The sequence below is a fragment of the Hyphobacterium sp. genome (genome assembly GCF_043584775.1).
Classification (GTDB): domain Bacteria; phylum Pseudomonadota; class Alphaproteobacteria; order Caulobacterales; family Maricaulaceae; genus Hyphobacterium.
Genome location: NZ_CP121327.1, coordinates 1,250,970 through 1,273,361, shown reverse-complemented (window position 1 = coordinate 1,273,361; position 22,392 = coordinate 1,250,970). Strand labels below are relative to the sequence as shown.

Below are 22,392 nucleotides of genomic sequence, written 5' to 3'. Positions count from 1 at the left end.
CGGATCATGTGTCCGCACTAGCGGGCTTTTGCGCGATAATAAACACCGCAACACCGTTGTCCGGCTTCCAGAATTCCTCGATTGCAAAGCCAGCGGCCTCGATATCGCGCGCCAGCGCTTCACCTGAGAAAAACTTCAGCAATGGAGCCTGACCAAAAAGCCTCATGAAGCCGATTACCGGCCAGATAAATCGCCATAGCCCCGTAAGACAAACCGTGTTGGTGACGAAATATCCGCCAGGCTTCAACATCACACCTGCCTTGCGAATTGCGCTTCGGCGGTCTTTTAGAAGATGGAGGAGGCTGTGCATCATGACGACGTCATACCTTCCCGGTTCGGGCCGGTAATCGTCGATATCCGCCACTTCAAAGAGTACATTTTCAATGCCCGCTTGGCGTGCCTTGTCCCACGCAATCTCGATCATCTTCTCCGAACCGTCTGTGGCCCAGACATGATTCACATGTGGAGCGTGATGAAGCGCGGTCGTTCCGGTTCCGCAGCCAAATTCAGCGATGAGGGAATTCGGCGAAAACAATTTCTGCGTCATCGCCAGCTTTCGATGGTAAGCCGTTTCATTCCCCACCGGGCTTGCGGCGTATTTCCGGGCGGCATTGTTCCAGAACGTCGGATCATTGGTCATGGCACGTCATCATCAATTTGCGGGCAAAGCCCTGTTGAAAAGATTGGCGCTGTCTTACGCATACATATTCAGCGGATAAATTGCGCATTTCGGCCTGTCAGATATACATTTTCGTATGAACTGGCAGAGCATCAATTTTGACTGGAACCAGATCCGGGCTTTTCTCGCGACCGTTGACGAGGGCTCATTCTCCGCCGCGGCAAGGGCGCTGGAGTCGACCCAGCCTACGCTAAGCAGGCAGATTGCGGCTCTCGAGGAACGCCTTGGCGTTACGCTATTCCAGCGTGGTCGGCGGTCCATGATCCTGACGTCAGCCGGCCGCGAACTGGTCGATCATGTCCGGACCATGGCCGAAGCCGCAACCCGGATCTCGCTCGCCGCATCGGGCCAGTCGCTCGCCGCCGAAGGACTAGTGACGATTACAGCGACCAGCTTCACCGCAACAATGTGTTTACCCCCTGTCATCCGGAAGCTCAGCGACACGGCGCCGGGAATCCAGATTGAGGTCATTGCCTCGAATGATGTCCAGGACCTCAACAAGCGCGAAGCGGATATCGCATTGCGCCATGGCCGGCCAGACCATCCTGACTTGATAGCCAAACTCGTGGACGAGTCGCCTGCGTATCTTTTCGTCAGCCGAGACTGGTTGGCCAAGAACCAGGAACCTCGAAATCTCGACGACCTTGCCGGCATCACCTTTATCGGATTCAACAAGCCCGACATTGTCGAAGCCGGACTGTCGGAGCGTGGCCTCCCGATCTGCCGGCACGATGTCCGCTATTTTGCCAACAGCGGCGAAATCATGCTGGAAATGGTGCGCGCCGGCGTCGGGATCAGCATTCTGCCGTCCTGGATATGCCGCGACTTTGACGATCTGGTCCCCATTCTGACCGGGCAGTTCTCTGTCGATGTGCCAACCTGGCTAACCACGCACAGCGAGCTGAACACCAGCGGCCGGGTCCGGCTGGTATTCGATGAAATCGCCGAGCATTTCGTACAAACGAAAACGGGCGGCCCGAAGGACCGCCCGTAATACACAGTATTTGCGTCGAACTAGCGCTTGGAGAACTGGAAGCTCCGGCGCGCTTTCTTGCGACCATACTTCTTGCGTTCAACCACGCGGCTGTCACGCGTCAGGAAGCCTGCAGCCTTGAGCGGACCCCGAAGCGCCGGCTCATACAGGTTGAGGGCTTTCGAGATACCGTGACGAACCGCGCCAGCCTGACCCGACAGACCACCACCTTTAACGGTACAGATCACGTCGAACTCATTCTTGCGCTCGGCCACTTCAAACGGCTGTTGCAGCATCATCCGGAGAACCGGGCGCGCGAAGTAGACTTCCTGCTCACGGCCATTCACGGTGATTTTACCGGAACCGCGCTTGATCCAGACGCGGGCGACCGCGTCCTTGCGCTTGCCAGTGGCGTAAGCACGGCCAAGAGCGTCGATCTTCGGCTCGGGAAGCGCTTCTTTTTCATCCGCGACGACAGGCGCATCTGATTCTTTCAGAGCATCCTTCAGGTCTTCCAGGGAACGGGCATTGTCAGACATGGGCTTAGCTCCGGACGTTCTTGGTGTTCATCGACGCAAAGTCGATCACTTCAGGCTGTTGAGCCTCATGCGGATGCTCGGTGCCGGCATAAACGCGCAGCTTCGAGAACTGACCACGGGCGAGCGGGCTGTCTTTCGGCAGCATGCGCTTCACGGCGAGCTCGACGACACGCTCCGGATGCTTGCTGGAGAGGATTTTCTCCGGCGAAGTTTCCTTGATACCGCCCGGGTGACCCGTGTGACGGTAATAACGCTTGTCATCCATTTTCTTGCCGGTGAAACGGATCTTGTCGGCATTGATGACGATCACGTGGTCGCCCGTATCAACGTGCGGCGTGAAATCGGGGCGGTGCTTGCCGCGCAGGCGGGTGGCGACGAAGGCTGCAAGGCGGCCAACAACGGCATCCTGAGCGTCAACGACGATCCACTTGTTCTCCACCTCCGCAGGCTTTGCGGTAAAGGTTTTCATATGAGTCTCTCGAACTTTCGACCGAGTGCCGGTCTGATGAAGCGCGCGGAATAGGCTTCTGTTCGAATTACGTCAACATGTATTTCAGAAGTCAATAATTTCAATGCGTTACAAATACGGTATCTGAATACCGTGTTATTACGAAGTTTTTGTGAGCCCCTTTTCTCTTGAAGCCGATCTGGCTAGACAATCCGCGACATCACGGAAGCCAGCATCATGTTCAATCGTCGACAATTCCTCCGCAATAGCGCTGCGGCAACCGCCGCATTTTCGGGTCTCGCCTCTCTGACAGGCTGCGCCAAAGCATCAAACCTGGCCGTTGACATGGCGCCGGTCAATCTCGTGCCCGACCCGGCCGGACTGCTCGATCTGCCGCCTGGCTTCACCTATTCGGTGATATCGACCGAGGGCGATGAAATGGATGATGGCCTGCTGACGCCCGGTGATTTCGATGGCATGGCCACATTCGAGACTCCGGACGGCCTCACCCTCGTCCGCAATCATGAGCTTCACCCGTTCGAGTTCGAAAAATCACCTTTTGGGCCGGACGGCGAGCGCATACGCCAGATCGACCAGACCCGCCTTTATGATCGTGCCGAAGATCTGTCCGGCCTTCCCGGCGGGACAACAACACTGGTGCTCGACCCCGTCACATACGAATTGAAGCATCATTTCCTGTCGCTGGGCGGCACGAATAATAACTGTGCCGGCGGCCCGACACCCTGGGGCAGCTGGCTGACCTGCGAAGAGACCACACAACGCCGCGATGAACACCTTGCCCGCGACCATGGTTATGTTTTTGAGGTACCCGCCGCCTCGCGTGAACTGGTTTCGGCGGTACCGCTGACGGCGATGGGCCGTTTCCGCCATGAAGCGGTCGCCGTCCATCCGGCAAACGGGATCGTCTATCTGACCGAGGACGCATACGACATCGCCTGTTTCTACCGATTCATTCCCAATGTCGCTGGACAGCTGGCGGAAGGCGGGCGGCTGCAAGCCTTGAAAATTATAGATGAAAGCGGTTTCGACACTCGCAACTGGGACCGGACCTCCCTGCGCCCGGGTGATAGCCTGCCGGTAGAATGGATCGATGTCATCGATGGTCATAATCCGGATGAAGATCTGGCTGAGCGCCATATCGCGATGGGCGCCGCCCATTTCACCCGCGGCGAAGGCATCTGGTTTGGCGAGAACGAGCTCTATTTTACCTGCACTGATGGTGGCGCGGCCAGAACCGGGCAGATTTTCCGCTACGTCCCGTCTTCTCGCGAGGGCCAGCAAGACGAAACGGACCAACCTGCACGGCTGGAGCTCTTTCTGGAAAGCCCGGGCGAGGACGTGATGGGTAAATGCGATAATCTGACGATCGCCCAATGGGGGGATTTGATCGTCGCTGAGGATGGCAGCGGCGAGCAGTACATTCGCGGCGTGACGCCAGCAGGTCGTGTCTATACCATTGCCCGGAACGCATTCAGCCAGAACAGCCAATTCAGCGAGTTTTGTGGACCATGTTTTTCTCCGGACGGAAGCACTCTCTTCATCAACGTGCAGTCGAGCCCTTCGCGCACCTTCGCCATTCGCGGACCCTGGCGCGAATTGGGCTGATTGCCGGCGGCGCATTATTGCTGGCCGCCTGCGAGCCCGCCTCCGATACAGATACGGTCGTAGACCAAAGCCCCGGCCTCCAGGACGATGATTATCTCCAGCTGGTTTCAACCGGCATTGTTGATACAGTCGACAGTGACGGCACAGCCGCTGTCACCTTTTTGCCTGATGGCGATGCGGCCTGGACCGGACTGGTGGCCACGACGCCGCGAGAAGGCGGCATCGATCTCTACAACATCGAAGGCCAGTCGGTTCATCGCATGACCGGGCCACGTTTGTGGGGGCTGGCCGCCGCTCCCGGCTTCCAGCTTCGGGGCGAAGCCTTGCCGCTCCTGTTCGGCGCGGACCGCGATACCAATCTTGTGCGGGCCTATGTTCTGCTTCGCAACGGCCCCGAGCTTGTCGAGGCACCGATCCAGCCCATTGGCCCGGAAGGGGATATCGCTGCGGTCTGCGGCCTGGGAGAAGGGATCGGCTTTGTCGATCTGATGGTGTTGTCACGCGGGACGACGGCAGAGATCTGGCGCGTTTCCGATACCGGTGGCGACCTGATCAGTGCCACCCGCCGTGCCCGCTTTGACCTGCCCTCGCCTGTGCGCACCTGTACGGCCGGTAACGGATTTGTCTATGCCGCAGGGCCTGCAGGCGGCATTTTCCGGCTGAGTGAAGACGGAGCGGTCGAACAACAAATGGATGGCTTGGCAGTTGATCTTGCGGCCGGTGAATTCTTTGGCCGCCCGGTGTTGATCTTGTCGGATGGCAATGCGGCAACGCTCGAAATTCGCGATGGCCGGACGCTGGAGCTGATCGGCGATGTCATCATTCGCGACGGCTTCTCGATTGCCGGAGTGGATCAGCCCGGTGCAATTGCAACCACGGAATCATCCTACGGTGGGACCGCTTATCAAAGCGGACTTGTCGCGGTCGTCGATGAAGCCGATGGGCGGGTCCGCCTGGTTGCCCGCGAAACCTTCGCCCGTGGCATAACGGTCGTTGACTAGATACGCCGCGTTTTCCACGTCACGACAGCGGCAATTGAGAAAAGCGCAATCGCGCCAGCCTGGTGAAGCAATGAGAGGCTGAGTGGGGCAGCGTGGACCAGCGTTGTAATGCCAAGCGCGACCTGAAACACGGTCGCAGCGCTGACCCAGATGGCCCCTGCCCGCAAGGACGAATCCCGGCTACGCCAAAGCGCCACGGACAGAAGGACCGCGCAAAGCGTCACCAGATAGGCCGTCCATCTGTGATGCAATTGAACCGCCGGGCGGCTTTCAAAGGCGGCCTGCAACCAGCCCATTCCGCCCAGATACCCGTCCGGGATCAACCTGCCTTCCATCAGCGGCCATGTCGTGAAAATCCGGCCAGCATCCAGCCCGGCTACAAAGGCCCCTAGGATCACCTGCAAAAAGACCAGAACCCAGAACCCGGCCGCCCATGGGGCCGTTCGGTCCGCGCTCCGGGAATTCACGCCATAGCGTGCCTCAAGCGCGAGCCAGATTGTTAGGCCAAGAATAACGAAAGCCATGCCGAGATGCGTAGCCAGCCGGTATTGACTGACATCAAGCCGGTCCACGAGACCGCTGGAGACCATCCACCAGCCAATCGCGCCCTGCAGGCCACCCAGAAGCAACAGCACAATAAGGGGAGCCTTGAGCCGCCCGGGAACCATACCGCGCGCCCAGAAAAAAATCAGCGGCACGGCAAACACCAGTCCGATCATCCGGCCGAGAAACCGGTGCCCCCATTCCCACCAGTAGATGAACTGGAACTCCTCCATGCTCATCCCGCGATTTTGCAACTGGTATTCGGTGGTCGACCGATAGAGTTCCAGCTCGCTCTGCCAGCCCGCTTCGGTCAGCGGCGGCACAGCGCCCGTTACCGGCCGCCATTCGGTAATCGACAGTCCGGAATCGGTCAGGCGCGTCGCACCACCGATCAGAATCATGGCCGACACCATCGCGGCGACAATCAACAACCAGATAAAAATCGACTGGCTGGTTTGGGGACGGGCAAAAGGCATGGCAATTCCTCCGGCACCCGACTTAACGGGGCTTTTCCCCTTGGCAAGTCCCGGCGATCATTCGTCACAGGTGGAAATTGGGCTCGCCTCGCGGGATTCTCGCGCTAGTCTTTGACCCGACAAAGAGACCAAATGGGGAGCATTATGAGTAATCTGGAATCCTTCCGCAGCGAGACACGGGACTGGCTTGAAGCCAATTGCCCTGAATCCATGCGCACACCGATAAAGTCGGAAAAAGATATTTGCTGGGGCGGCAAGCGCTTCGAGTTTTCCAGCGACGACCAGCAGGTCTGGCTGGAACGCATGGCAGCCAAGGGCTGGACCTGCCCGACCTGGCCAAAAGAGTATGGCGGCGGCGGTCTTTCCAAGGAAGAATCTGAAGTCCTGAAAGAGGAATTGAGCCGCATCAAGGCCCGGCCTGCCCTGATTTCGTTCGGCATCTGGATGCTGGGGCCGGCACTCCTGAAATACGGAACGGAAGAACAGAAGAAACACTATCTGCCGCAAATCACGCGCGGCGAAATCCGCTGGGCCCAAGGCTATTCCGAACCCGGCGCAGGCTCCGATCTGGCAGCCCTCCGTACCAAAGGGGACGACAAGGGCGATCACTGGGTGGTCAACGGCCAGAAGGTGTGGACCAGCTATGCCGATGAATGTGATTGGATTTTCGCGCTGGTGCGGACTGAGCCGGATGCACCCAAGCATCTGGGCATCTCATTCCTGCTGATCGACATGACCTGGAAAGGCGTATCCACCAAACCGATCAAGCTGATTTCCGGCAAATCACCCTTCTGCGAAACCTTCTTCGATGACGTTGAAGTGCCGAAGGAAAATATCGTCCACGAGGCGGGCCGTGGCTGGGATGTTGCCAAATACCTGTTGTCACACGAGCGGGCCAATATCGCCGGCGGTGGCAGCGGAGCACAGATGAATCCGGCGTCTGCCGCGCGTCTGTCGGGCGAAGTCGACGAGGATGGCCGTATCGCCGATCCGATCCTGCGTGCTGATATTGCGCGTCTGACGATTGATGCCCTCGCGTTTGAAACCACGCTGCAACGGATCAAGGACCAGGCCGATGGCGGTCAGGGCGTTGGCGCAAAAGCCTCGATGCTGAAATATTACGGCACCGAGCTGAACAAGCGCCGGCATGAGCTCAACATGTCTGCCCTTGGATCTGACGGTCTTCTCTGGGAAGGCGACAATCCGGAGGACGGTGATCCTGCGCGCAGCTGGCTGAGATCGCGCGCGAATTCCATCGAGGGCGGCACGTCTGAAATCCAGTTGAACATTCTGGCCAAGCGCGTGCTTGAGCTACCGGGCGGCTGATCGGAGATTATCGAATGAGCTATATATTATCCGAAGAAGAACAGATGCTGCGCGACAGTGCGCAGGCTTTTCTGGCCGAAAAATCACCCGTTGCCGAGCTTCGCCGCCTGCGCGATGAAGGCTGCAAGGATGGTTTCCGGCATGCCATCTGGAAGGAGATGGCCGATATGGGCTGGAACGGCATCGTTATCCCCGAGGAATATGGCGGTGTGGATATGGGCTATATGGCCGCCGGCATAGTCCTGCAGGAGATGGGCAAGACCCTCGCGGCCACGCCCTTTCTGGCATCTTCCATTTTATGCGCAACCGCGCTGCGCTATGGCGGCACCGAGGCCCAGAAGTCGGAGCATCTTCCGAAGATCGCCGCGGGTGAAAAAGTCTACGCCCTCGCCTTCGACGAGAAGGCACGCCATGACGCCAAGCATATCGAGACCCGCGCCATGAAGGACGGCAATGGCTTCCGCCTGAGTGGCCAGAAACGCTTCGTGGCCTGCGGCAATGGGGCTGACATGTTGATTGTCGCGGCCCGAATGGACGATGACTCCATCGGTCTTTTTCTGGTGGATCCCGAAGCCGACGGCGTTGAACGGACACTCCGCCGTTCGGTCGACAGCCACGCACCGGCAAATATCGACTTCAAGGACGTGAAGCTGGATGGCGATGCTCTGTTGTCGGAAACCGATGATGGAGCGGCTTTGCTGGATACCGTTCTCTATGCCGGTCGCGCATGTCTGGCGGCCGAGCAATTGGGTGTCGCGGTCGAGGCCTTCTCGCGCACGATCGACTATATCAAGGAGCGGGACCAGTTCGGTCAGAAAATCGGCTCTTTTCAGTCCCTGCAGCACCGTGCTGCTGACTTGTTAACGGAAGTCGAAATGACCGAATCCCTGGTCGTGAAGGCCCTTCGTCAACTGGACGAATCGCCATCACAGGCGCCGTTCTGGATTGCCGCTGCCAAGGGCCGCGCAACGCGTGTCTCACGCCTCTCCGCGGCGGAAGCCATTCAGATGCATGGCGGTATCGGCATGACCGATGAATACGAGATCGGCTTCTTTTACAAACGCGCCCAGGCCGCCGGCGAATTCCTCGGCGATGAGGCCTGGTGCACCGCCCGCGTTGCCGAGATGAGCGGGATCTGACGTCAATCTCAGCATCAAAAAAAAGGGGCCACTCTTCCGGAGTGGCCCTGTTTTTTTTGCCCTAGTCCTGCCGCAATTGTTACGCCTGATACGGGAAACACCGGGGAGACAATTATGGCAAATGCAACCCTTTCACGCCCACATGGACGTGGGGGCGTCATCGCCCGGCTCCTGATCCTCTTGTCAACGGTTTGTCTGGCTGCCGGCCTATTGACCCCGATGCTGGAAACGCGGCGCATGGTTTTCTTTTCAGATGCGCACTCCCTGATCGACGTCACGCGCGCGCTTCTGGACAATGAGAACTATCTTCTCGGTCTGGTTATTTTGATCTTCTCGATCCTGTTTCCGATCGCCAAGGCGATCTATCTGGCCGCTGTGAATGCCGGTTGGGCCCACGGCCAATCGGCCCTTGTCTGGGTCGACCGGCTCGGCAAATGGTCCATGCTGGATGTACTCATTGCCGGCCTGATCGTCTTCGCCCTCTCAGGCGACCGGGCCATCCGGATTACCGAACAGCCCGGCCTCTATTTCTTCACAGCCGCGATTTTTGGCTTGATGATTTCATCCGGCCTGATTTTGCGAGATGCCAGAAGCCGCGTTTAACATGGCGTCATTCGGGTTTGGCCGGGGGTCTTGCACATGGAAAAAATGGCTTCCCAATTCGCCGCACCATCATTCGCCATGTAGATATCGTATTCTGTATCGTTTAAAGCGATCAGAACCTGAATACGGCGATCTGTATTCCGGAAGCGAATAAACTGACCCGGTTCGCGACCGGTTTCTGTCATGCACAACGTGGTCCCGAGCGTTTCCGCCTCGCCCATGCTCACCGACCCGAACGACGTTACATCGATCTCGCCGAGGCGCCTTTGCAATCGCGATCGTGTGATATTCGCCGGCGCACAAATGTCATAGGCGACGACGTCCACTTCGCCGGACGCGGCGGCTCCCTGCCCCGACCGATTCTCCGCAGCAAACTCAAACGTTACCGAGCCAGGATCAGACGGCAGATTGATACTCAGAACACCGCTAAGCGGATCGAAAGTATGCGTAGCAGTCGGCGGCGCCGTCAGCAAAAAGCGATCAATTTCGATATTGCTATCGGCGTGATCATCCAGATCCACCTGAAAGGTTCCGTCCGTATCATCCGGAATCGTGAATGTACTGACAACCGGAAGCGGCAAGCCGTTTACCGTCACCGTTGCCGCCATTGCCGGCGACCAGCCGCTCGAATTGCCAACGCGGTAAGTGAAGCTGTCCGAGCCCCCCAGGGCACCGGCAGTGTAGGTATAGCTGCCCGTGCTCCCATTCAGTTCCACACTGCCCAGAGCGGGCTGTGTCACGATTTCAAATCGGTCAAAATAGCCAGTAGCATAACTGGCCAGAGCGCCGGTCTGAGAACCAAAAGCTGTAACAGAAAAGGCATGCGCCGAAGCAGTCGGCGGCAGGATCGTTGCGGCATCCCGCACGGCAACGGATGTGGAACCGCGAATAACGCCACCAACCTGTGTCTGGAACTGGAAACGCTGCCGCGCACTGAAAGGTGTGGCATAAGTCGTTCGGACAAACACCCCGAATGTCGGCGTTTCATTCGGCCCGATATTCAGGGTCAGACTGTCCGCAGGTGGCGCGAGGCAAGCCCCTGCTGAATCCGTCTGGCAAACCTGTCCGGTTGCCGGCAAATCCGGATCAAGCGACCGGGCGCTCACCAGGACGTCGCCAGCGCCGCCAAGGTTGATGGTCGCCACCGAAAACACACCGCGCCGTCCATCCGGGACATCCACAATACCGTTGTTTCCAATCGTCGCACTCAGAGCGATGATATCCGGTCCGCCGGCCGCATCGGCTCCAAGATCCACCGTATTCAGACCCGGCGACACTTCCGCCATCGGGATGTTGTCGCAGGAGGCATAGGGCGCAAAGCGGACGCCAGAAACGTCGGTCGCGGGCGTGAGCGATATCAGGAATGTCTGCGCACCACCCGCCGGAATATTCACCGGCAGATCCGCCGTTCCGACAAGCGCATTCGTGGCCGGGTCGGTCGGCTGAAAACTGAAGCTTTCCCGATTGGGTCCGTGATGCTCGATAATGCAGTTCGTGCCCTCAACCTGATTGGGATTGATCACGGTCATGAAGGCCGTTGCGGCAGATCCCGTTGTCACAAAACGACTGGTCGGAAGCACAGAAGAGCGCAAACGCCGGTTTGGCACCGCTTGGGCCGGGAAACCGACCGCGTATCGCCGTAACGCTTCCGCGGCATAGGAGCCCACGCTGTTATCGGCAGGATCCAGCGGAATGCCGCAAACGCTGCCGCGCTCCGGGCATCGAATTGTCGGATCGGAAAATTGCGGCACCCGCCCGCTGCCATACGCCATGACCGACGTGAAAATACCGCCATCAGCATTTGCACTATCAATCCGGAAGCCCCGTGCCCAATCGACTGGCCGGCCGGATGTGCCATCTGTCTCCAGGCCGTGCGCAAGTCCCATATTGTGGCCGGTCTCGTGCGCCAGCGTTAAACCGTTATGACAGACATTGATGTGCGACCGGCCGGTGAAATCCGATGTTGGATCATGAACAAATCCCAAGCCGCAGAAGTTTTCCCGGTCTGAATCATACACCCGGTTGAGCGAAATCACATCAATCCCGAGCGCATCCACGCGGGCCTGCAGGTCCGTAAAAATGCCATTGCGACCGCCTGCATCGTTCAACAGGTCATCACTGGGATAATTCTGAGCGACGTCCATGAATTGCAGCTGTGTCAGATCCGAAAACAGGGGCACGCCGGATGTCGTCAGAGCAGTCTGCAGATTGCCGATGTCGGTGGCAGCAAGGTCGGGCAGGCCCCATCCATGCGTCGTGATCATGTCAGCATCATAAAAATAGAGAAAATCTAGCGTGTCGGCTCCGGCCTGTACGCCGTCTACTTCAGATTCCGCGATATCGGAAAAGGCATGGATCCTTTCATCGGCGATTCCATCCTCGAACAGCGGCTCTTCCGGAGCTGTTCGCATGATTGAGCCACCGCTTGGACCGGGCTCAATCACGAACTCACCATCAGCCGTCCAGATACGCCCGTATATCGCATTCAGCCCGACATGGATCAGAACGCCTTGTCCGGGCTGATCAAATTCAATCTGAAGATGACGGCCACCCGAGGCCGTCGGGCGATTGATCGAAACCTGTCCCGTGAAGGCTTGCCCATCCGGCATCGGAACCCGAAGTGCTTCGCCCGTCATCATGGTAGTCAACCCGGAGGCAATCCGCACATCCCAAACAGGATTTGCGGCCAGGTCCGGCTGTCCCGTCTCCGACACGCCAGAAATCTCGGCTGCCGCTGGCTGATCGAGCTCCCATGCTGCAAAATCCTGAGCCAAGGCAGCGGGTGAAACCGACAACAACAATCCGGACAAAAACAAACGCATAAATCACTCCTGTGCTTGGGAAAAGCATGACTCAAAGAAGCGCGATCGCCAACCATAAAGAGAGTAGGGAAATGGTCGGAACGGCGAGATTCGAACTCGCGACCCCTGGTCCCCCAGACCAGTGCGCTAACCGGGCTGCGCCACGTTCCGAACCTTACTTGAGAACAACCGCCAATGACGGCTGTAGGGGACGGGTCTTATAGGAGCGACAAGCGGGCTCGGCAACCGGATAAGTTAGTTGGATGACCGCTCCGATAGCGCATTGTCAATTTTCGCCTTGGCCGTTTCCAGCTTGGCAATGATGGGTACCAATCCTCCACTTGCCGAGGCCTGGCGCGCGACGGGAATATACCGATCTGCCAAAGGACTATGAATGGCAGGCTCGGTGGAATTAGCTGCGCTATCGGCCAGTGACGATACAGCAGCGACGCCATGTTCGCGCAAAAACTTCTGGGCCCCCTTTATGGTGTAGCCCTGATCGTAAAGCAGAGTGCGGATACCCCGAAGCAGTTGCAGATCACCCGGACGGTACAACCGGCGTCCCCCGGCCCGCTTTACAGGTTTGATCTGTGCAAACCGGCTCTCCCAGAACCGCAAAACATGCGCCGGAAGGTCAAGCTCTTCTGCCGCCTCGCTGATCGTGCGGTAAGCGTCTGGCGCTTTTTCCGTCACTTGTTCAGCCTTTCGAATGACCTGCGTCGACTTTTTCCTTCAAAACCTGTGACGGCTTGAAGGTCAGAACACGGCGTGGATCAATCGGCACTTCTTCGCCTGTTTTCGGATTGCGGCCAACCCGGCCGCTCTTGTCTCTCAGCAAAAAAGACCCGAATGAAGAGAGCTTCACGGAGTCGCCATTTGCCAGCGAATCCGAAACCATTCCGAGCACAGATTGAACGAGATCAGATGATTCCTGACGCGACAAACCAATGTTCTGATGGACTGCATCGGCAAGGTCTGCTCGCGTTACGGTTTTACCGGACATTCTATTCCCCCACTGGAAGAAGACAGGCTAGTCCCAACAGGCCAGCCTCGTCAACGTGTTAGCCACCCATTTGGGCTATAATCGCACCAAAGCTGACCCCCACGTCAACCCGCCACCCAAAGCTTCAAGCAGACAAAGGTCTCCAGGCTTGATGCGCCCATCATCCACCGCTTGTGAAAAGGCCAGTGGTACCGAAGCCGCTGACGTATTCCCGTGTTTTGCGACGGTTGAAATCACCTTGTCCCTTGAAATGCCCAGCTTGTCTGCCACACCTTCCAGAATTCTCTGATTGGCCTGGTGCGGCACAAACCAGTCAATATCCTCGATCGCAACATTTTCGCGTTCGATCAGCCTTTCCATCGAATTGGAAATTTTCAGAACCGCGTGCTTGAACACGGCGGGCCCTTCCATTGTCAAAAGCCCGGATGATTGCGTTGACGAAACACCGCCGGTCGTCTTGAGCAGGTCGGTATACCGTCCCTCGCATCTCAGATCGTAGCCAATAATACCCTTCTCGCCCTCTGACCGCTCCAGCACCCAGGCACCCGCGCCGTCGCCGAAAAGAACACAGGTTGTGCGATCCTCCCAGTTGAGGATGCGCGACATGGTTTCGGCTCCGATCACAAGCGCACGCTGAAAGACACCGCCTTTCAACAACCCGTCCGTCACCGCCAGCGCGTAGATAAAACCGGAACAAACAGCCTGAATGTCAAACGCAGCGCCATGCCGGATGCCCAGCCGGGCCTGGATCAGGGCGGCAGTAGACGGAAAAATCAGATCAGCCGTCGTTGTCGCGACGATAATCAGGTCAATATCATCCGGCGTCAGACCGGCATCTTCAAGCGCTGCAAGTGCCGCCATGTAGCCGAGGTCCGATGTGGTTTCGCCCTCTGCGGCTATATGGCGCTCGGCGATGCCTGTCCGCGCACGGATCCACTCATCATCCGTATCGACAAAGGTCGCGATTTCCGCATTCGTCAATATACGTTCAGGCAGATAGCTCCCCTGCCCGGCCACGCGTGAAATCAATTGGGTCAAGAGTCCGTTTCGCTTTTGGCTTCTTCGGCGCGGGTGAGGCGTTCCAGATTGGCTTCGATTTCCGTGAGGAAATGACTTCCGGCAATATCAATGCCGAGGCCGAGAGCCGTGGCAAAGCCCTCCCCGTCGGTTCCGCCATGGCTTTTGACGACCATGCCGTTGAGGCCCAGCAAGACGCCGCCATTGATCGAACGCGGATCCAACTTTGCCCGCAAGTGATCCAGGCCGCCCATGTTTAGAAAGAACGCACCGATCTTGGCCGTCAGCGAGCTGGTGAAGGATTCCCGCATCCAGTGCGCCACCAGTTTCACCGTACCTTCCGCCGTTTTCAGCGCGATATTTCCGGTAAAGCCGTCGGTGACCACGACATCAGTCAGACCAAGCGAGATATCATCGCCTTCGACAAAGCCGTGATATTTGAAATCGATCTTCGCATCGCGGATCAGACGATCTGCCGCGCGAACAGTGTCATTTCCCTTGAGCTCTTCCTGGCCCACATTCAGCAAGCCGACCGTCGGATGAGTCGAGCCATGAACGGCCCTGTGAAACGCCTCGCCCATAATGGCAAACTCGACCAATTGCTTCGGTCCGCATTCGACATTCGCGCCCACATCCAGAACGACGGTGTGGCCGCGCGGCGTTGGCCAGCTGGCTGAGATAGCCGGGCGATGCACGCCCTTTTTCATCCGCAGCACGACTTTCGAAATCGCCATGAGCGCACCGGTATTTCCGGCTGACACAACTACATCGGCCTCACCATTCTTCACGGCGGCCAGAGCATTCCACATGGATGAGCCACGCGAGCGGCGCACCGCTTCGCTCGGCTTGTCCGTCATGCGAACTTCCGAATCGGTGTGTTGCAGGGTGATCCGCTCACGAGCAAGCGGCGACGCGGCGGCGATCAATGGCGCGAGCTGGGCTTCGTCGCCATGGACGAGAAAGCGCGCAGGCGTCTCCGGCAGACGCGTCAGAATATGGCTGATTCCTTCGACCGCGACGGACGGGCCGTTATCGGCCCCCATGGCATCAACGGATATTATCGGTGCGGTCTGGGTCATACCTTAGCGGAGCTGGCGCAGGACGCATCCGGCGCATTTATTGAACCGCCGCGACCATATCCAAAGCCCGAAGCGATGCAAGACGCCTGAACGGGCCGAGGGCAGCGGTCAGAAGTCGGCAAACCGCAATTCGCCACTGGATTCGCTACTCAGCAAAGACTGTGCAGCAAGCAATTCGGCACTGCTTTGGAAATAATCTGCAAAGCGCCCGGCCTGTTCATGACTCGCATCTCCGAGGAGATTGCGCCCAATCGCGTCAGCCAGCGCCGATCTATCGGCGGAGTCCGACGCTTCGGCATAGCTCTTGAACCGTCCGTAGAAGACTTCTGCCATGGCCCGGATCTTCTTTCCGATGGTCGTATCGCCGATGCCCATTTCGCGCATCGCATAGTCCATATCCTTGAAAAAGTGATCAAACAGGGCCTGCCCGGCCGCGCGCCCCGCTTCGCCTTCGGCATTGAGACGGCTGATCGTCAGGATGACGTGAAGCGCGATCAGTTCGAAACGTCCCTCTGGTGTATCCGGCACGCCGCCAACTGCATAGAAATCCGGCTGACGGGCCGTGACAACAATGCGGTCATAGAGCGCCTGTATCTGCGCTCTGGACTGACGCCGGGCCTTCAAGAACGACAACATGTGATGAACACTCCCTCTTGTTGGGACTTGAAGCTATGATCAGCCTCAGCTAGGTCAACGCGGCATAGTATCCAGAACCGGGAGTTAGGGTTTAGTCCATGAAGCGCGCATTGCTATTGGCTGTTGCAGCCGGATCCGTATTAGCTGCCGGTTGTACACCTGTCCTCCGGAATCACGGCTTTGTTTACGTCAACGGCGAAGTGCCGGAAATCGTACCGGGCGAGGACAACCAGGCCAGCGTCCTTGAACGCCTCGGCAGTCCGTCGACGCAGGGCGTATTTGAATCAACGACCTGGTATTACATGTCCGACACGCGGGAATCGCTGGCCTATCAGCGCCCGCAGACCAGCTATCGCCGGATTGTCGAAGTCCAGTTTGATGAGTCCGGCGTGGTCTCCTCGGTCGATGAATATGGCCTTGAGGATGGGCGCCGCGTTGCACTCGTCGATCGCGAAACCCCGACGCCAGGCCGCGAAATGAATGTCTGGGAACAATTGTTCGGCAATATCGGCAGCCTGCCGACCGAGCAGTTCGGTGGCGAGCAGAACCTGCCGGGCGGCGCAGGCGGTCCACGCCGCGACCAGTAACCGCTTCGTACACGCAAGCATAAAAAAGCCCCGGTCCGAAGACCGGGGCTTTTCTTTTGCCTGTGGCTGATTGCTACTGGTGAGCAATCACCGCGAGGAGCAAGAGCGCCACAATATTGGTGATCTTGATCATCGGGTTCACAGCCGGGCCAGCCGTATCCTTGTAGGGATCGCCAACCGTATCGCCGGTCACCGCGGCCTTGTGAGCCTCGGAGCCCTTTTCATGCAGAACGCCATCGGAGTCGGTGAAACCGTCTTCGATCGCCTTCTTGGCATTGTCCCAGGCACCGCCGCCGGACGTCATCGAAATGGCCACGAAGAGGCCCGTGACGATCACGCCAAGCAGCATTGCGCCCACAGCCGACAGAGCCGGGCCCGGTCCTGCGATCAACATGATGGCAAAGAACAGGACGATGGGTGACAGGACCGGCAGAAGCGACGGCACGATCATCTCGCGGATTGCCGCCTTCGTGAGGAGGTCAACAGCCCGGCCATAATCCGGCTTGACCGTGCCTTCCATAATACCCGGGTTTTCACGGAACTGACGGCGCACTTCCACAACAACCGACTGGGCCGCGCGGCCAACTGCCATCATCGACATGCCGCCGAAGAGGAATGGCAACAGGCCACCGAAGAGCAGACCAACCACGACATACGGGTTGGACAGCGAGAAGTTGACGACATTCGCCGCAACTTCGGTTCCGCCATAGACCAGGTTCGCGAAGAAACCTTCACCATTTGCGGTCTCGATGAAGTGCTGAATGTCCGCCGTATAGGCCGCAAAAAGCACGAGAGCACCCAGGCCCGCCGAACCAATGGCATAGCCCTTGGTGACGGCTTTCGTGGTGTTGCCCACAGCGTCCAGTGCATCCGTCGTATTGCGAACTTCCTCGGGAAGACCCGCCATTTCGGCGATACCACCGGCATTATCCGTGACCGGACCGAAGGCATCGAGCGCCACGACCATGCCCGCCAGCGCCAGCATCGTTGTCACAGCAATCGCGATGCCGAAGAGACCGCCCAGCACATAGGTGCCGATGATGCCGCCAATGATGACCAGAGCCGGCAGCGCCGTGGATTCAAGCGAAACAGCCAGACCCTGAATGACGTTCGTGCCATGTCCGGAGACAGATGCCTGTGCCACAGAACGCACCGGACGGGCTGACACGCCTGTATAGTATTCTGTGATCCAGATAATCAGGCCCGTCACGACAAGACCAATGACGCCGCAGCCGAAGAGCTGCAGGCCGGTAAAGGTCGTCCCGGTGTTGGTGGTAAAGCTCGTATCAAAGCCGACCATCGAGTAGAAAATTCCGCCAACCGCAAAGAGTGACAGAACCGACGAGGCGATGAACCCTTTATAGAGCGCGCCCATGATATTGTTGGACTTGCCAAGCTTCACGAAGAAAGTGCCCAGGATCGACGTCACAATACAGACGCCGCCAATGGCCAGAGGCAGAAACATCATCAGCGCGCTATCAGCACCAGTAAAGAAGATCGAGGCCAGAACCATGGTGGCGACAACCGTCACCGCATAGGTTTCGAACAAGTCAGCCGCCATGCCAGCACAATCACCAACATTGTCGCCGACATTATCCGCGATCGTGGCAGCATTACGTGGATCATCTTCCGGGATACCCGCTTCGACCTTGCCGACCATATCGCCGCCAACATCCGCGCCCTTGGTGAAGATACCGCCGCCGAGACGAGCGAAAATCGAGATCAGGGACGCGCCAAAACCGAGTGCGACGAGCGCGTCAATGACGGTTCGCGGATTCTCGATGGTGAACACCTGAGTGAGAAGGAAGTAATAGACCGCAACCCCGAGAAGCGCGAGACCGGCAACAAGCATGCCGGTAACAGCACCGGACCGGAAAGCCATCGACAAACCGCCCGCAAGGCTGACCGACGCCGCTTGAGTTGTCCGCACATTCGCCCGCACCGAAATCAGCATGCCGATAAAGCCGGCAATACCTGAAAGCACAGCGCCGATCACGAAACCGACGGCAACGAGAAAGCCCAGCAAAAACCAAACAAGCACGGTAACGGCAATGCCGACCATGGCGATCGTAATGTACTGCCGGCGAAGATAGGCGTTCGCACCTTCCTGAATCGCCGCAGCGATCTCTTTCATGCGGTCATTTCCGGCATCTGCTGCCAGAATGGCCCGGCTCTGCACCACACCGTAAACGACGGCAAGCAGGCCGGCCAGAATGACCAATCCAAGTCCCAATTCCATATTCATGGCGTTCAGCCTTTCGTCCCAATTCAAATTGATCGGGGAGGAAATGCTGTCAGGGCATAGCTCGCGAATCAGCGAACCTCCCATCCCCCCCAAGGAAAGTGGCGGGAATATGCCCAAAGCCGTTGGCGGGCGCAACACGCCCGGATGCAATGGATCAATTTACTGAAATATCAGCGGATAAGCCGGATATCCGGTGTCGCGAGAGACACTTGCTCGATCACACCCTCGCCAAAATACTCTGCAAGGGCTTCAAGCCAGACTTCTCGAACCCGCTCGCGATCAATCGTTACACCGCTGGCATCGGTCAGATTCTCACGATGGCTGGCCCGGATCAGCCGGTCGAGCGCGAAATGGGTATTTTCCTGCACCCTGCGCGATTGATTTCCCCGCGCCACCAACAGACGCGGATGCACATAGGCATAACCGCGCAGACGATGGTCAGACACGAGCGGCACGACGATCGCTGGCATCGAAATCACGCGCGGATCGCCATCATCCACGCCGAGCTCTTCCATGATGCTGCTATGCGTTGTGCCGGCCCCGTCGCCGGTATCGTTCCAGTCGAAATTGACTGTGTAGCTACTACTGCCATGACTGGAACCGCCGCCACCTCCACCTGCAAGTGCGGATGGTGACAGGACAAGCGAAAACAGGGCGAGGCCAAGGACAAGATTTTTCATGCTGCAAAGACTAACAGTCCTCGCTCAAAAATGCGTAAAGCCGGTCCGTAAAATTTGAACGATCTGACCGGATTCATCAGTAACCTGGACACCCTTCCCCTCGGCAACCTCGCCGATTTCGGTGACGGAGACACCGCAGGCCTGAGCCGCCGTCAGCAGGGCTTGACGTTCATGTTCCGGAACACAGAAAAGCATTTCATAGTCATCGCCACCGGTCAGCAGCGATGACCATGCCTCCACCTGATTATTCTGCCGTGAAAGCCAAAGACGCGCCGCGTCTGACAAAGGCACATCTTCCAGCCGGATATCGAGTGCAACATCACTGGCGCGGGCCAGATGCCCGGCATCGGCCACCAACCCATCCGAGATATCGAGACCAGCCGAAGCCGATTGCCTCAAGGCCTTGATCAGCCCAACGCGCGGCTCGGGCAAAAGATAGCGGTTGTTGAGTGATTGTGTTGCGCTTTCCGGCAGACCGGCCTCCGCGGCGTGCAAACCCAGCCCGGCATCACCGATCGTGCCGCTGACAAACACGCGGTCACCCGGCCGGGCCCCGCTCCGCCGAAGGGGCGCTTCAGTCTCGCCAAAAGCGGTAATCGTGAGCACAAGCCGGTCGCCGCCGCGCGTCGTATCGCCGCCGATAAGGGGAACGGAATACTCCGCAATATCGAAAGCAAGACCCTCAACAAACAGATTTTGTTGCTCTGGCCGGATGCTTTCGGGCCAGACAATGGACAAAAGAAAGGCATGGGGTTTCGCCGCCATCGCCACAAGATCGGAGATATTCACCCGCAGCGCCTTGCGGGCAATCAGGTCCATGGGATCGTCATTCCGGAAATGCACGCCCTGAACCAGCGTATCGGATGTCACCACCAGCCCCGGCGTCTGCGCCAGAAGTGCCGCATCATCGGTCAGGCCGAAGGCGCCCTCATAACCAGCCGACAAGGGCGCCAGGGACTGCGCAATAAATTCGAATTCGCCGATCCGGCTCACCCCACCAAGCTTCCCGGCCGGATATCCCGCGTCAGGCGGTCAAGAACCGCATTGACGAAGGCCACATCCTTGTCGTCAAAGAAGGCTGCGGCAATATCCACATAGGCTTCAAGCAGAACCGGTGCCGGTGTTTCGGTGGCATCGATCATCTCGAACACACCGCAGCGCAAGATCGCCCGAAGTGTCGCATCAATCCGCTCCAGCTTCCATTTCGCGGTCAATGCCGGCGCAATTTTCTGATCCAGTAGCGCAGTGGAGCCGATGGTCCCGCGCACCAGCTTTTCAAACAGCTCGGCATCGGCGGTTTCAGAAAGCCGGTGTTCGGCAAACTGCCCCAGGACGCGCTCGACAGAGCCGCCGCCCTGATCAATCTGGAACAAGGCCTGCACTGCCGAAAGGCGCGCTTCAACCTTCGGCTTCATCGCCGGCAGGGTTTCTTCCGAAATGTCCATCACGCCGCCCCAAATCGCTCGCGAAGCCGGATCATCGCCAAGCAGGCGCGCGCTGCATCACCGCCCTTGTCCTTGTCGCCGGCGCGCTTCATGGCCTGTTCGCGGTTTTCAACTGTCAGAATGCCATTGCCGAGCGCTATGCCTTCCAGTGTCAGGTCCATCAGGGCTCTCGCCGATTCACCTGCAACGTAATCATAGTGGCTGGTTTCACCGCGGATCACACAGCCAAGCGCGACATAGCCATCATACCGCGTGCGGCTCTTGACCGCCGAGGCAATGGCGCCCGGGATTTCCAGCGCCCCGGGAACCTCGACAAAATCGACATCGGCATCAGCCAGCGCCGCTTCCGCGCCATGCAGCAAGGCGTCGCTGACGTCCTTGTAATAGGGCGCGACAACAACAAGAATTCGCGGTTGACCATTCATGCGTTAAAGTCTCCAAGCTGGATGGTATCATGGATGGAGAGGCCATAGCCTTCCAGTCCGACAATCGGTTGGGGAGCGGTCGTCAGAAGATCCATTTTACCAACCCCGAGATCCGTCAAAATCTGTGCGCCAATGCCGTATTCGCGCAAGCGGCGCTCCTCGCGCTTTTCATCCGGCTCGGTCGGCTTGGCGCCAAAGCGTTCGCGGATTGCATTGAGATTGCTTTCGCGGATGAACACCATCACCGCCGGGCCATCATGCTGCGCCAGTGTCTGCATGGCGATTTCGACCAACCCCGACCGAGGACCGGTGGCGGCGATCACATCGTCGACAAAACTGACCTTGTGCATCCGCACAAGCGTGGGGTGATCCGCTTCGGGATGGCCTTTCAGCAAAGCCACATGCTCGAAACCGTCCACAAGGCTGCGATAGACCACCAGTTTGAATATGCCGCCCCAATGGCTTTCGAACGGCACCTCGGCGCGGCGCTCGATAAACAGGTCATTGCGCCGACGATAGGCAATAAGGTCCGCGATCGTACCGATCTTCAGACCGTGCAATTGCGCAAATGAAACGAGATCCGGCATGCGCGCCATCGTCCCGTCTTCATTCATGATTTCACAGATCACGCCAGAGGGATTCAAGCCGGCCAGACGGGAAACATCGACCGCGGCTTCCGTATGGCCGGCGCGGACCAGCACGCCGCCATCACGCGCGATCAAAGGAAAAACGTGACCGGGGGTCACGATATCATCCGAGCCCTTCTCCGGATCAATCGCCGCGGCGATCGTCACTGCACGATCATGCGCCGATATTCCGGTTGTCACACCTTCCCGCGCTTCGATGGAAACCGTGAATGCCGTCTGGTGCCGCGTCCGGTTGTGCATGGACATCATTTCCAGACCGAGCGCCTTTGCGCGTTCGTCGGAGACCGACAGGCAGATCAGCCCACGCCCGTACCGCGCCATGAAATTCACGGCATCCGGGGTGGCAAACTGGGCGGGGATGACAAGATCGCCCTCATTCTCGCGGTCATCGGCGTCGACGAGAATGAACATCCGCCCATTCCGGGCGTCTTCGATGATGTCTTCAATCGGGGAGAGCGGTGTGTCGCTGGCCAT

23 protein-coding genes and 1 tRNA gene are annotated in these 22,392 nt (G+C 58.3%); 7 read left to right on the top strand and 17 right to left on the bottom strand.

The features are described from left to right. Positions 1 to 4: 4 nt before the first annotated feature. Positions 5 to 640: a class I SAM-dependent methyltransferase gene (locus P0D52_RS06295; protein ID WP_394694572.1), complete on the bottom strand. Its 636-nt coding sequence runs from the start codon at positions 638 to 640 to the stop codon at positions 5 to 7. Between the two features lie 115 nt (positions 641 to 755). On the opposite strand from P0D52_RS06295, the gene P0D52_RS06290 reads away from it, so the two are divergent. Continuing rightward, on the top strand, positions 756 to 1,673 hold the full coding sequence (locus P0D52_RS06290; protein WP_394694571.1) for a LysR family transcriptional regulator: 918 nt from the start codon (positions 756 to 758) through the stop codon (positions 1,671 to 1,673). Positions 1,674 to 1,693: 20 nt separating this feature from the next. Here the strand turns inward: P0D52_RS06290 and rpsI are convergent, their stop codons facing one another. Both rpsI and rplM read right to left on the bottom strand, forming a co-directional pair. Then, positions 1,694 to 2,191 carry a 30S ribosomal protein S9 gene (gene rpsI, locus P0D52_RS06285; RefSeq protein WP_394694570.1) on the bottom strand — a complete coding sequence of 166 codons (498 nt, stop codon included), beginning with the start codon at positions 2,189 to 2,191 and terminating at the stop codon, positions 1,694 to 1,696. A 4-nt stretch (positions 2,192 to 2,195) separates the two neighbouring features. Next, complete coding sequence (gene rplM, locus P0D52_RS06280) at positions 2,196 to 2,660, bottom strand: 50S ribosomal protein L13 (RefSeq protein WP_394694569.1); 465 nt, start codon at positions 2,658 to 2,660, stop codon at positions 2,196 to 2,198. Between the two features lie 216 nt (positions 2,661 to 2,876). Between rplM and P0D52_RS06275 the strand changes: the two genes are divergently transcribed. Continuing rightward, positions 2,877 to 4,265 (top strand): alkaline phosphatase PhoX, encoded by a 1,389-nt coding sequence (locus P0D52_RS06275; RefSeq protein ID WP_394694568.1) that lies wholly within the window; start codon positions 2,877 to 2,879, stop codon positions 4,263 to 4,265. Then, positions 4,169 to 5,266, top strand: coding sequence for a hypothetical protein (locus P0D52_RS06270; RefSeq protein ID WP_394694818.1), 1,098 nt, complete (start codon positions 4,169 to 4,171; stop codon positions 5,264 to 5,266). Before P0D52_RS06275 ends, P0D52_RS06270 begins: the two co-directional genes overlap by 97 nt. Here P0D52_RS06270 and P0D52_RS06265 read toward each other — a convergent pair. Beyond that, positions 5,263 to 6,285: a COX15/CtaA family protein gene (locus P0D52_RS06265; RefSeq protein ID WP_394694567.1), complete on the bottom strand. Its 1,023-nt coding sequence runs from the start codon at positions 6,283 to 6,285 to the stop codon at positions 5,263 to 5,265. The genes P0D52_RS06270 and P0D52_RS06265 overlap by 4 nt on opposite strands. A gap of 144 nt (positions 6,286 to 6,429) precedes the next feature. Between P0D52_RS06265 and P0D52_RS06260 the strand changes: the two genes are divergently transcribed. The 3 genes from P0D52_RS06260 (at position 6,430) to P0D52_RS06250 (ending at position 9,353) form a co-directional block, all read left to right on the top strand. Further along, positions 6,430 to 7,611, top strand: coding sequence for an acyl-CoA dehydrogenase family protein (locus P0D52_RS06260; RefSeq protein WP_394694566.1), 1,182 nt, complete (start codon positions 6,430 to 6,432; stop codon positions 7,609 to 7,611). A gap of 14 nt (positions 7,612 to 7,625) precedes the next feature. Further along, positions 7,626 to 8,750, top strand: coding sequence for an acyl-CoA dehydrogenase family protein (locus P0D52_RS06255; protein WP_394694565.1), 1,125 nt, complete (start codon positions 7,626 to 7,628; stop codon positions 8,748 to 8,750). Positions 8,751 to 8,864: 114 nt separating this feature from the next. Further along, positions 8,865 to 9,353, top strand: a complete 489-nt coding sequence (locus tag P0D52_RS06250; protein WP_394694564.1) for a paraquat-inducible protein A — start codon at positions 8,865 to 8,867, stop codon at positions 9,351 to 9,353. Here the strand turns inward: P0D52_RS06250 and P0D52_RS06245 are convergent. From P0D52_RS06245 to P0D52_RS06215, 7 genes are all read right to left on the bottom strand, one after another. Next, the gene (locus tag P0D52_RS06245) at positions 9,350 to 12,175 is read right to left on the bottom strand and encodes a reprolysin-like metallopeptidase (RefSeq protein ID WP_394694563.1); all 2,826 of its coding nucleotides are present in this window, start codon (positions 12,173 to 12,175) and stop codon (positions 9,350 to 9,352) included. The genes P0D52_RS06250 and P0D52_RS06245 overlap by 4 nt on opposite strands. 72 nt (positions 12,176 to 12,247) lie before the next feature. Continuing rightward, a tRNA-Pro gene (locus tag P0D52_RS06240) sits at positions 12,248 to 12,325 on the bottom strand. A gap of 84 nt (positions 12,326 to 12,409) precedes the next feature. Continuing rightward, entirely contained in the window at positions 12,410 to 12,847 is a 438-nt protein-coding gene (locus tag P0D52_RS06235; protein ID WP_394694562.1) for a MerR family transcriptional regulator, read from the bottom strand. A 4-nt stretch (positions 12,848 to 12,851) separates the two neighbouring features. Continuing rightward, positions 12,852 to 13,157 (bottom strand): integration host factor subunit alpha, encoded by a 306-nt coding sequence (locus P0D52_RS06230; RefSeq protein WP_187167424.1) that lies wholly within the window; start codon positions 13,155 to 13,157, stop codon positions 12,852 to 12,854. A gap of 75 nt (positions 13,158 to 13,232) precedes the next feature. Then, positions 13,233 to 14,195 (bottom strand): beta-ketoacyl-ACP synthase III, encoded by a 963-nt coding sequence (locus tag P0D52_RS06225; RefSeq protein ID WP_394694561.1) that lies wholly within the window; start codon positions 14,193 to 14,195, stop codon positions 13,233 to 13,235. Further along, positions 14,192 to 15,253, bottom strand: a complete 1,062-nt coding sequence (plsX, locus tag P0D52_RS06220; RefSeq protein ID WP_394694560.1) for a phosphate acyltransferase PlsX — start codon at positions 15,251 to 15,253, stop codon at positions 14,192 to 14,194. The genes P0D52_RS06225 and plsX overlap by 4 nt, the downstream gene beginning before the upstream one ends. Before the next feature lie 108 nt (positions 15,254 to 15,361). Continuing rightward, positions 15,362 to 15,889, bottom strand: a complete 528-nt coding sequence (locus tag P0D52_RS06215; protein ID WP_394694559.1) for a ubiquinol-cytochrome C chaperone family protein — start codon at positions 15,887 to 15,889, stop codon at positions 15,362 to 15,364. 98 nt (positions 15,890 to 15,987) lie between these two features. On the opposite strand from P0D52_RS06215, the gene P0D52_RS06210 reads away from it, so the two are divergent. Beyond that, positions 15,988 to 16,476, top strand: coding sequence for an outer membrane protein assembly factor BamE (locus P0D52_RS06210; protein WP_394694558.1), 489 nt, complete (start codon positions 15,988 to 15,990; stop codon positions 16,474 to 16,476). 73 nt (positions 16,477 to 16,549) lie between these two features. Here the strand turns inward: P0D52_RS06210 and P0D52_RS06205 are convergent, their stop codons facing one another. From P0D52_RS06205 to ribB, 6 genes are all read right to left on the bottom strand, one after another. Further along, positions 16,550 to 18,715: a sodium-translocating pyrophosphatase gene (locus P0D52_RS06205; protein ID WP_394694767.1), complete on the bottom strand. Its 2,166-nt coding sequence runs from the start codon at positions 18,713 to 18,715 to the stop codon at positions 16,550 to 16,552. 176 nt (positions 18,716 to 18,891) lie between these two features. Next, complete coding sequence (locus P0D52_RS06200; protein WP_394694557.1) at positions 18,892 to 19,401, bottom strand: hypothetical protein; 510 nt, start codon at positions 19,399 to 19,401, stop codon at positions 18,892 to 18,894. 24 nt (positions 19,402 to 19,425) lie between these two features. Continuing rightward, positions 19,426 to 20,394 carry a thiamine-phosphate kinase gene (gene thiL, locus P0D52_RS06195; protein ID WP_394694556.1) on the bottom strand — a complete coding sequence of 323 codons (969 nt, stop codon included), beginning with the start codon at positions 20,392 to 20,394 and terminating at the stop codon, positions 19,426 to 19,428. Beyond that, on the bottom strand, positions 20,391 to 20,846 hold the full coding sequence (gene nusB, locus P0D52_RS06190; protein WP_394694555.1) for a transcription antitermination factor NusB: 456 nt from the start codon (positions 20,844 to 20,846) through the stop codon (positions 20,391 to 20,393). The genes thiL and nusB overlap by 4 nt, the downstream gene beginning before the upstream one ends. Further along, positions 20,846 to 21,271, bottom strand: coding sequence for a 6,7-dimethyl-8-ribityllumazine synthase (ribH, locus tag P0D52_RS06185; protein WP_394694554.1), 426 nt, complete (start codon positions 21,269 to 21,271; stop codon positions 20,846 to 20,848). The genes nusB and ribH overlap by 1 nt, the downstream gene beginning before the upstream one ends. Then, positions 21,268 to 22,392: a 3,4-dihydroxy-2-butanone-4-phosphate synthase gene (ribB, locus tag P0D52_RS06180; protein ID WP_394694553.1), complete on the bottom strand. Its 1,125-nt coding sequence runs from the start codon at positions 22,390 to 22,392 to the stop codon at positions 21,268 to 21,270. The genes ribH and ribB overlap by 4 nt, the downstream gene beginning before the upstream one ends.

What these genes read in the sequence shown, in the direction of transcription:
- P0D52_RS06295 (WP_394694572.1), bottom strand. Translation starts at nt 640, where the DNA reads ATGACCAATGATCCGACGTTCTGGAACAATGCCGCCCGGAAATACGCC.
- P0D52_RS06290 (WP_394694571.1), top strand. Translation starts at nt 756, where the DNA reads ATGAACTGGCAGAGCATCAATTTTGACTGGAACCAGATCCGGGCTTTT.
- rpsI (WP_394694570.1), bottom strand. Translation starts at nt 2,191, where the DNA reads ATGTCTGACAATGCCCGTTCCCTGGAAGACCTGAAGGATGCTCTGAAA.
- rplM (WP_394694569.1), bottom strand. Translation starts at nt 2,660, where the DNA reads ATGAAAACCTTTACCGCAAAGCCTGCGGAGGTGGAGAACAAGTGGATC.
- P0D52_RS06275 (WP_394694568.1), top strand. Translation starts at nt 2,877, where the DNA reads ATGTTCAATCGTCGACAATTCCTCCGCAATAGCGCTGCGGCAACCGCC.
- P0D52_RS06270 (WP_394694818.1), top strand. Translation starts at nt 4,169, where the DNA reads ATGTTTTTCTCCGGACGGAAGCACTCTCTTCATCAACGTGCAGTCGAG.
- P0D52_RS06265 (WP_394694567.1), bottom strand. Translation starts at nt 6,285, where the DNA reads ATGCCTTTTGCCCGTCCCCAAACCAGCCAGTCGATTTTTATCTGGTTG.
- P0D52_RS06260 (WP_394694566.1), top strand. Translation starts at nt 6,430, where the DNA reads ATGAGTAATCTGGAATCCTTCCGCAGCGAGACACGGGACTGGCTTGAA.
- P0D52_RS06255 (WP_394694565.1), top strand. Translation starts at nt 7,626, where the DNA reads ATGAGCTATATATTATCCGAAGAAGAACAGATGCTGCGCGACAGTGCG.
- P0D52_RS06250 (WP_394694564.1), top strand. Translation starts at nt 8,865, where the DNA reads ATGGCAAATGCAACCCTTTCACGCCCACATGGACGTGGGGGCGTCATC.
- P0D52_RS06245 (WP_394694563.1), bottom strand. Translation starts at nt 12,175, where the DNA reads ATGCGTTTGTTTTTGTCCGGATTGTTGTTGTCGGTTTCACCCGCTGCC.
- P0D52_RS06230 (WP_187167424.1), bottom strand. Translation starts at nt 13,157, where the DNA reads ATGTCCGGTAAAACCGTAACGCGAGCAGACCTTGCCGATGCAGTCCAT.
- plsX (WP_394694560.1), bottom strand. Translation starts at nt 15,253, where the DNA reads ATGACCCAGACCGCACCGATAATATCCGTTGATGCCATGGGGGCCGAT.
- P0D52_RS06215 (WP_394694559.1), bottom strand. Translation starts at nt 15,889, where the DNA reads ATGTTGTCGTTCTTGAAGGCCCGGCGTCAGTCCAGAGCGCAGATACAG.
- P0D52_RS06210 (WP_394694558.1), top strand. Translation starts at nt 15,988, where the DNA reads ATGAAGCGCGCATTGCTATTGGCTGTTGCAGCCGGATCCGTATTAGCT.
- P0D52_RS06205 (WP_394694767.1), bottom strand. Translation starts at nt 18,715, where the DNA reads ATGGAATTGGGACTTGGATTGGTCATTCTGGCCGGCCTGCTTGCCGTC.
- P0D52_RS06200 (WP_394694557.1), bottom strand. Translation starts at nt 19,401, where the DNA reads ATGAAAAATCTTGTCCTTGGCCTCGCCCTGTTTTCGCTTGTCCTGTCA.
- nusB (WP_394694555.1), bottom strand. Translation starts at nt 20,846, where the DNA reads ATGGACATTTCGGAAGAAACCCTGCCGGCGATGAAGCCGAAGGTTGAA.
- ribH (WP_394694554.1), bottom strand. Translation starts at nt 21,271, where the DNA reads ATGAATGGTCAACCGCGAATTCTTGTTGTTGTCGCGCCCTATTACAAG.
- ribB (WP_394694553.1), bottom strand. Translation starts at nt 22,392, where the DNA reads ATGGCCAGCGACACACCGCTCTCCCCGATTGAAGACATCATCGAAGAC.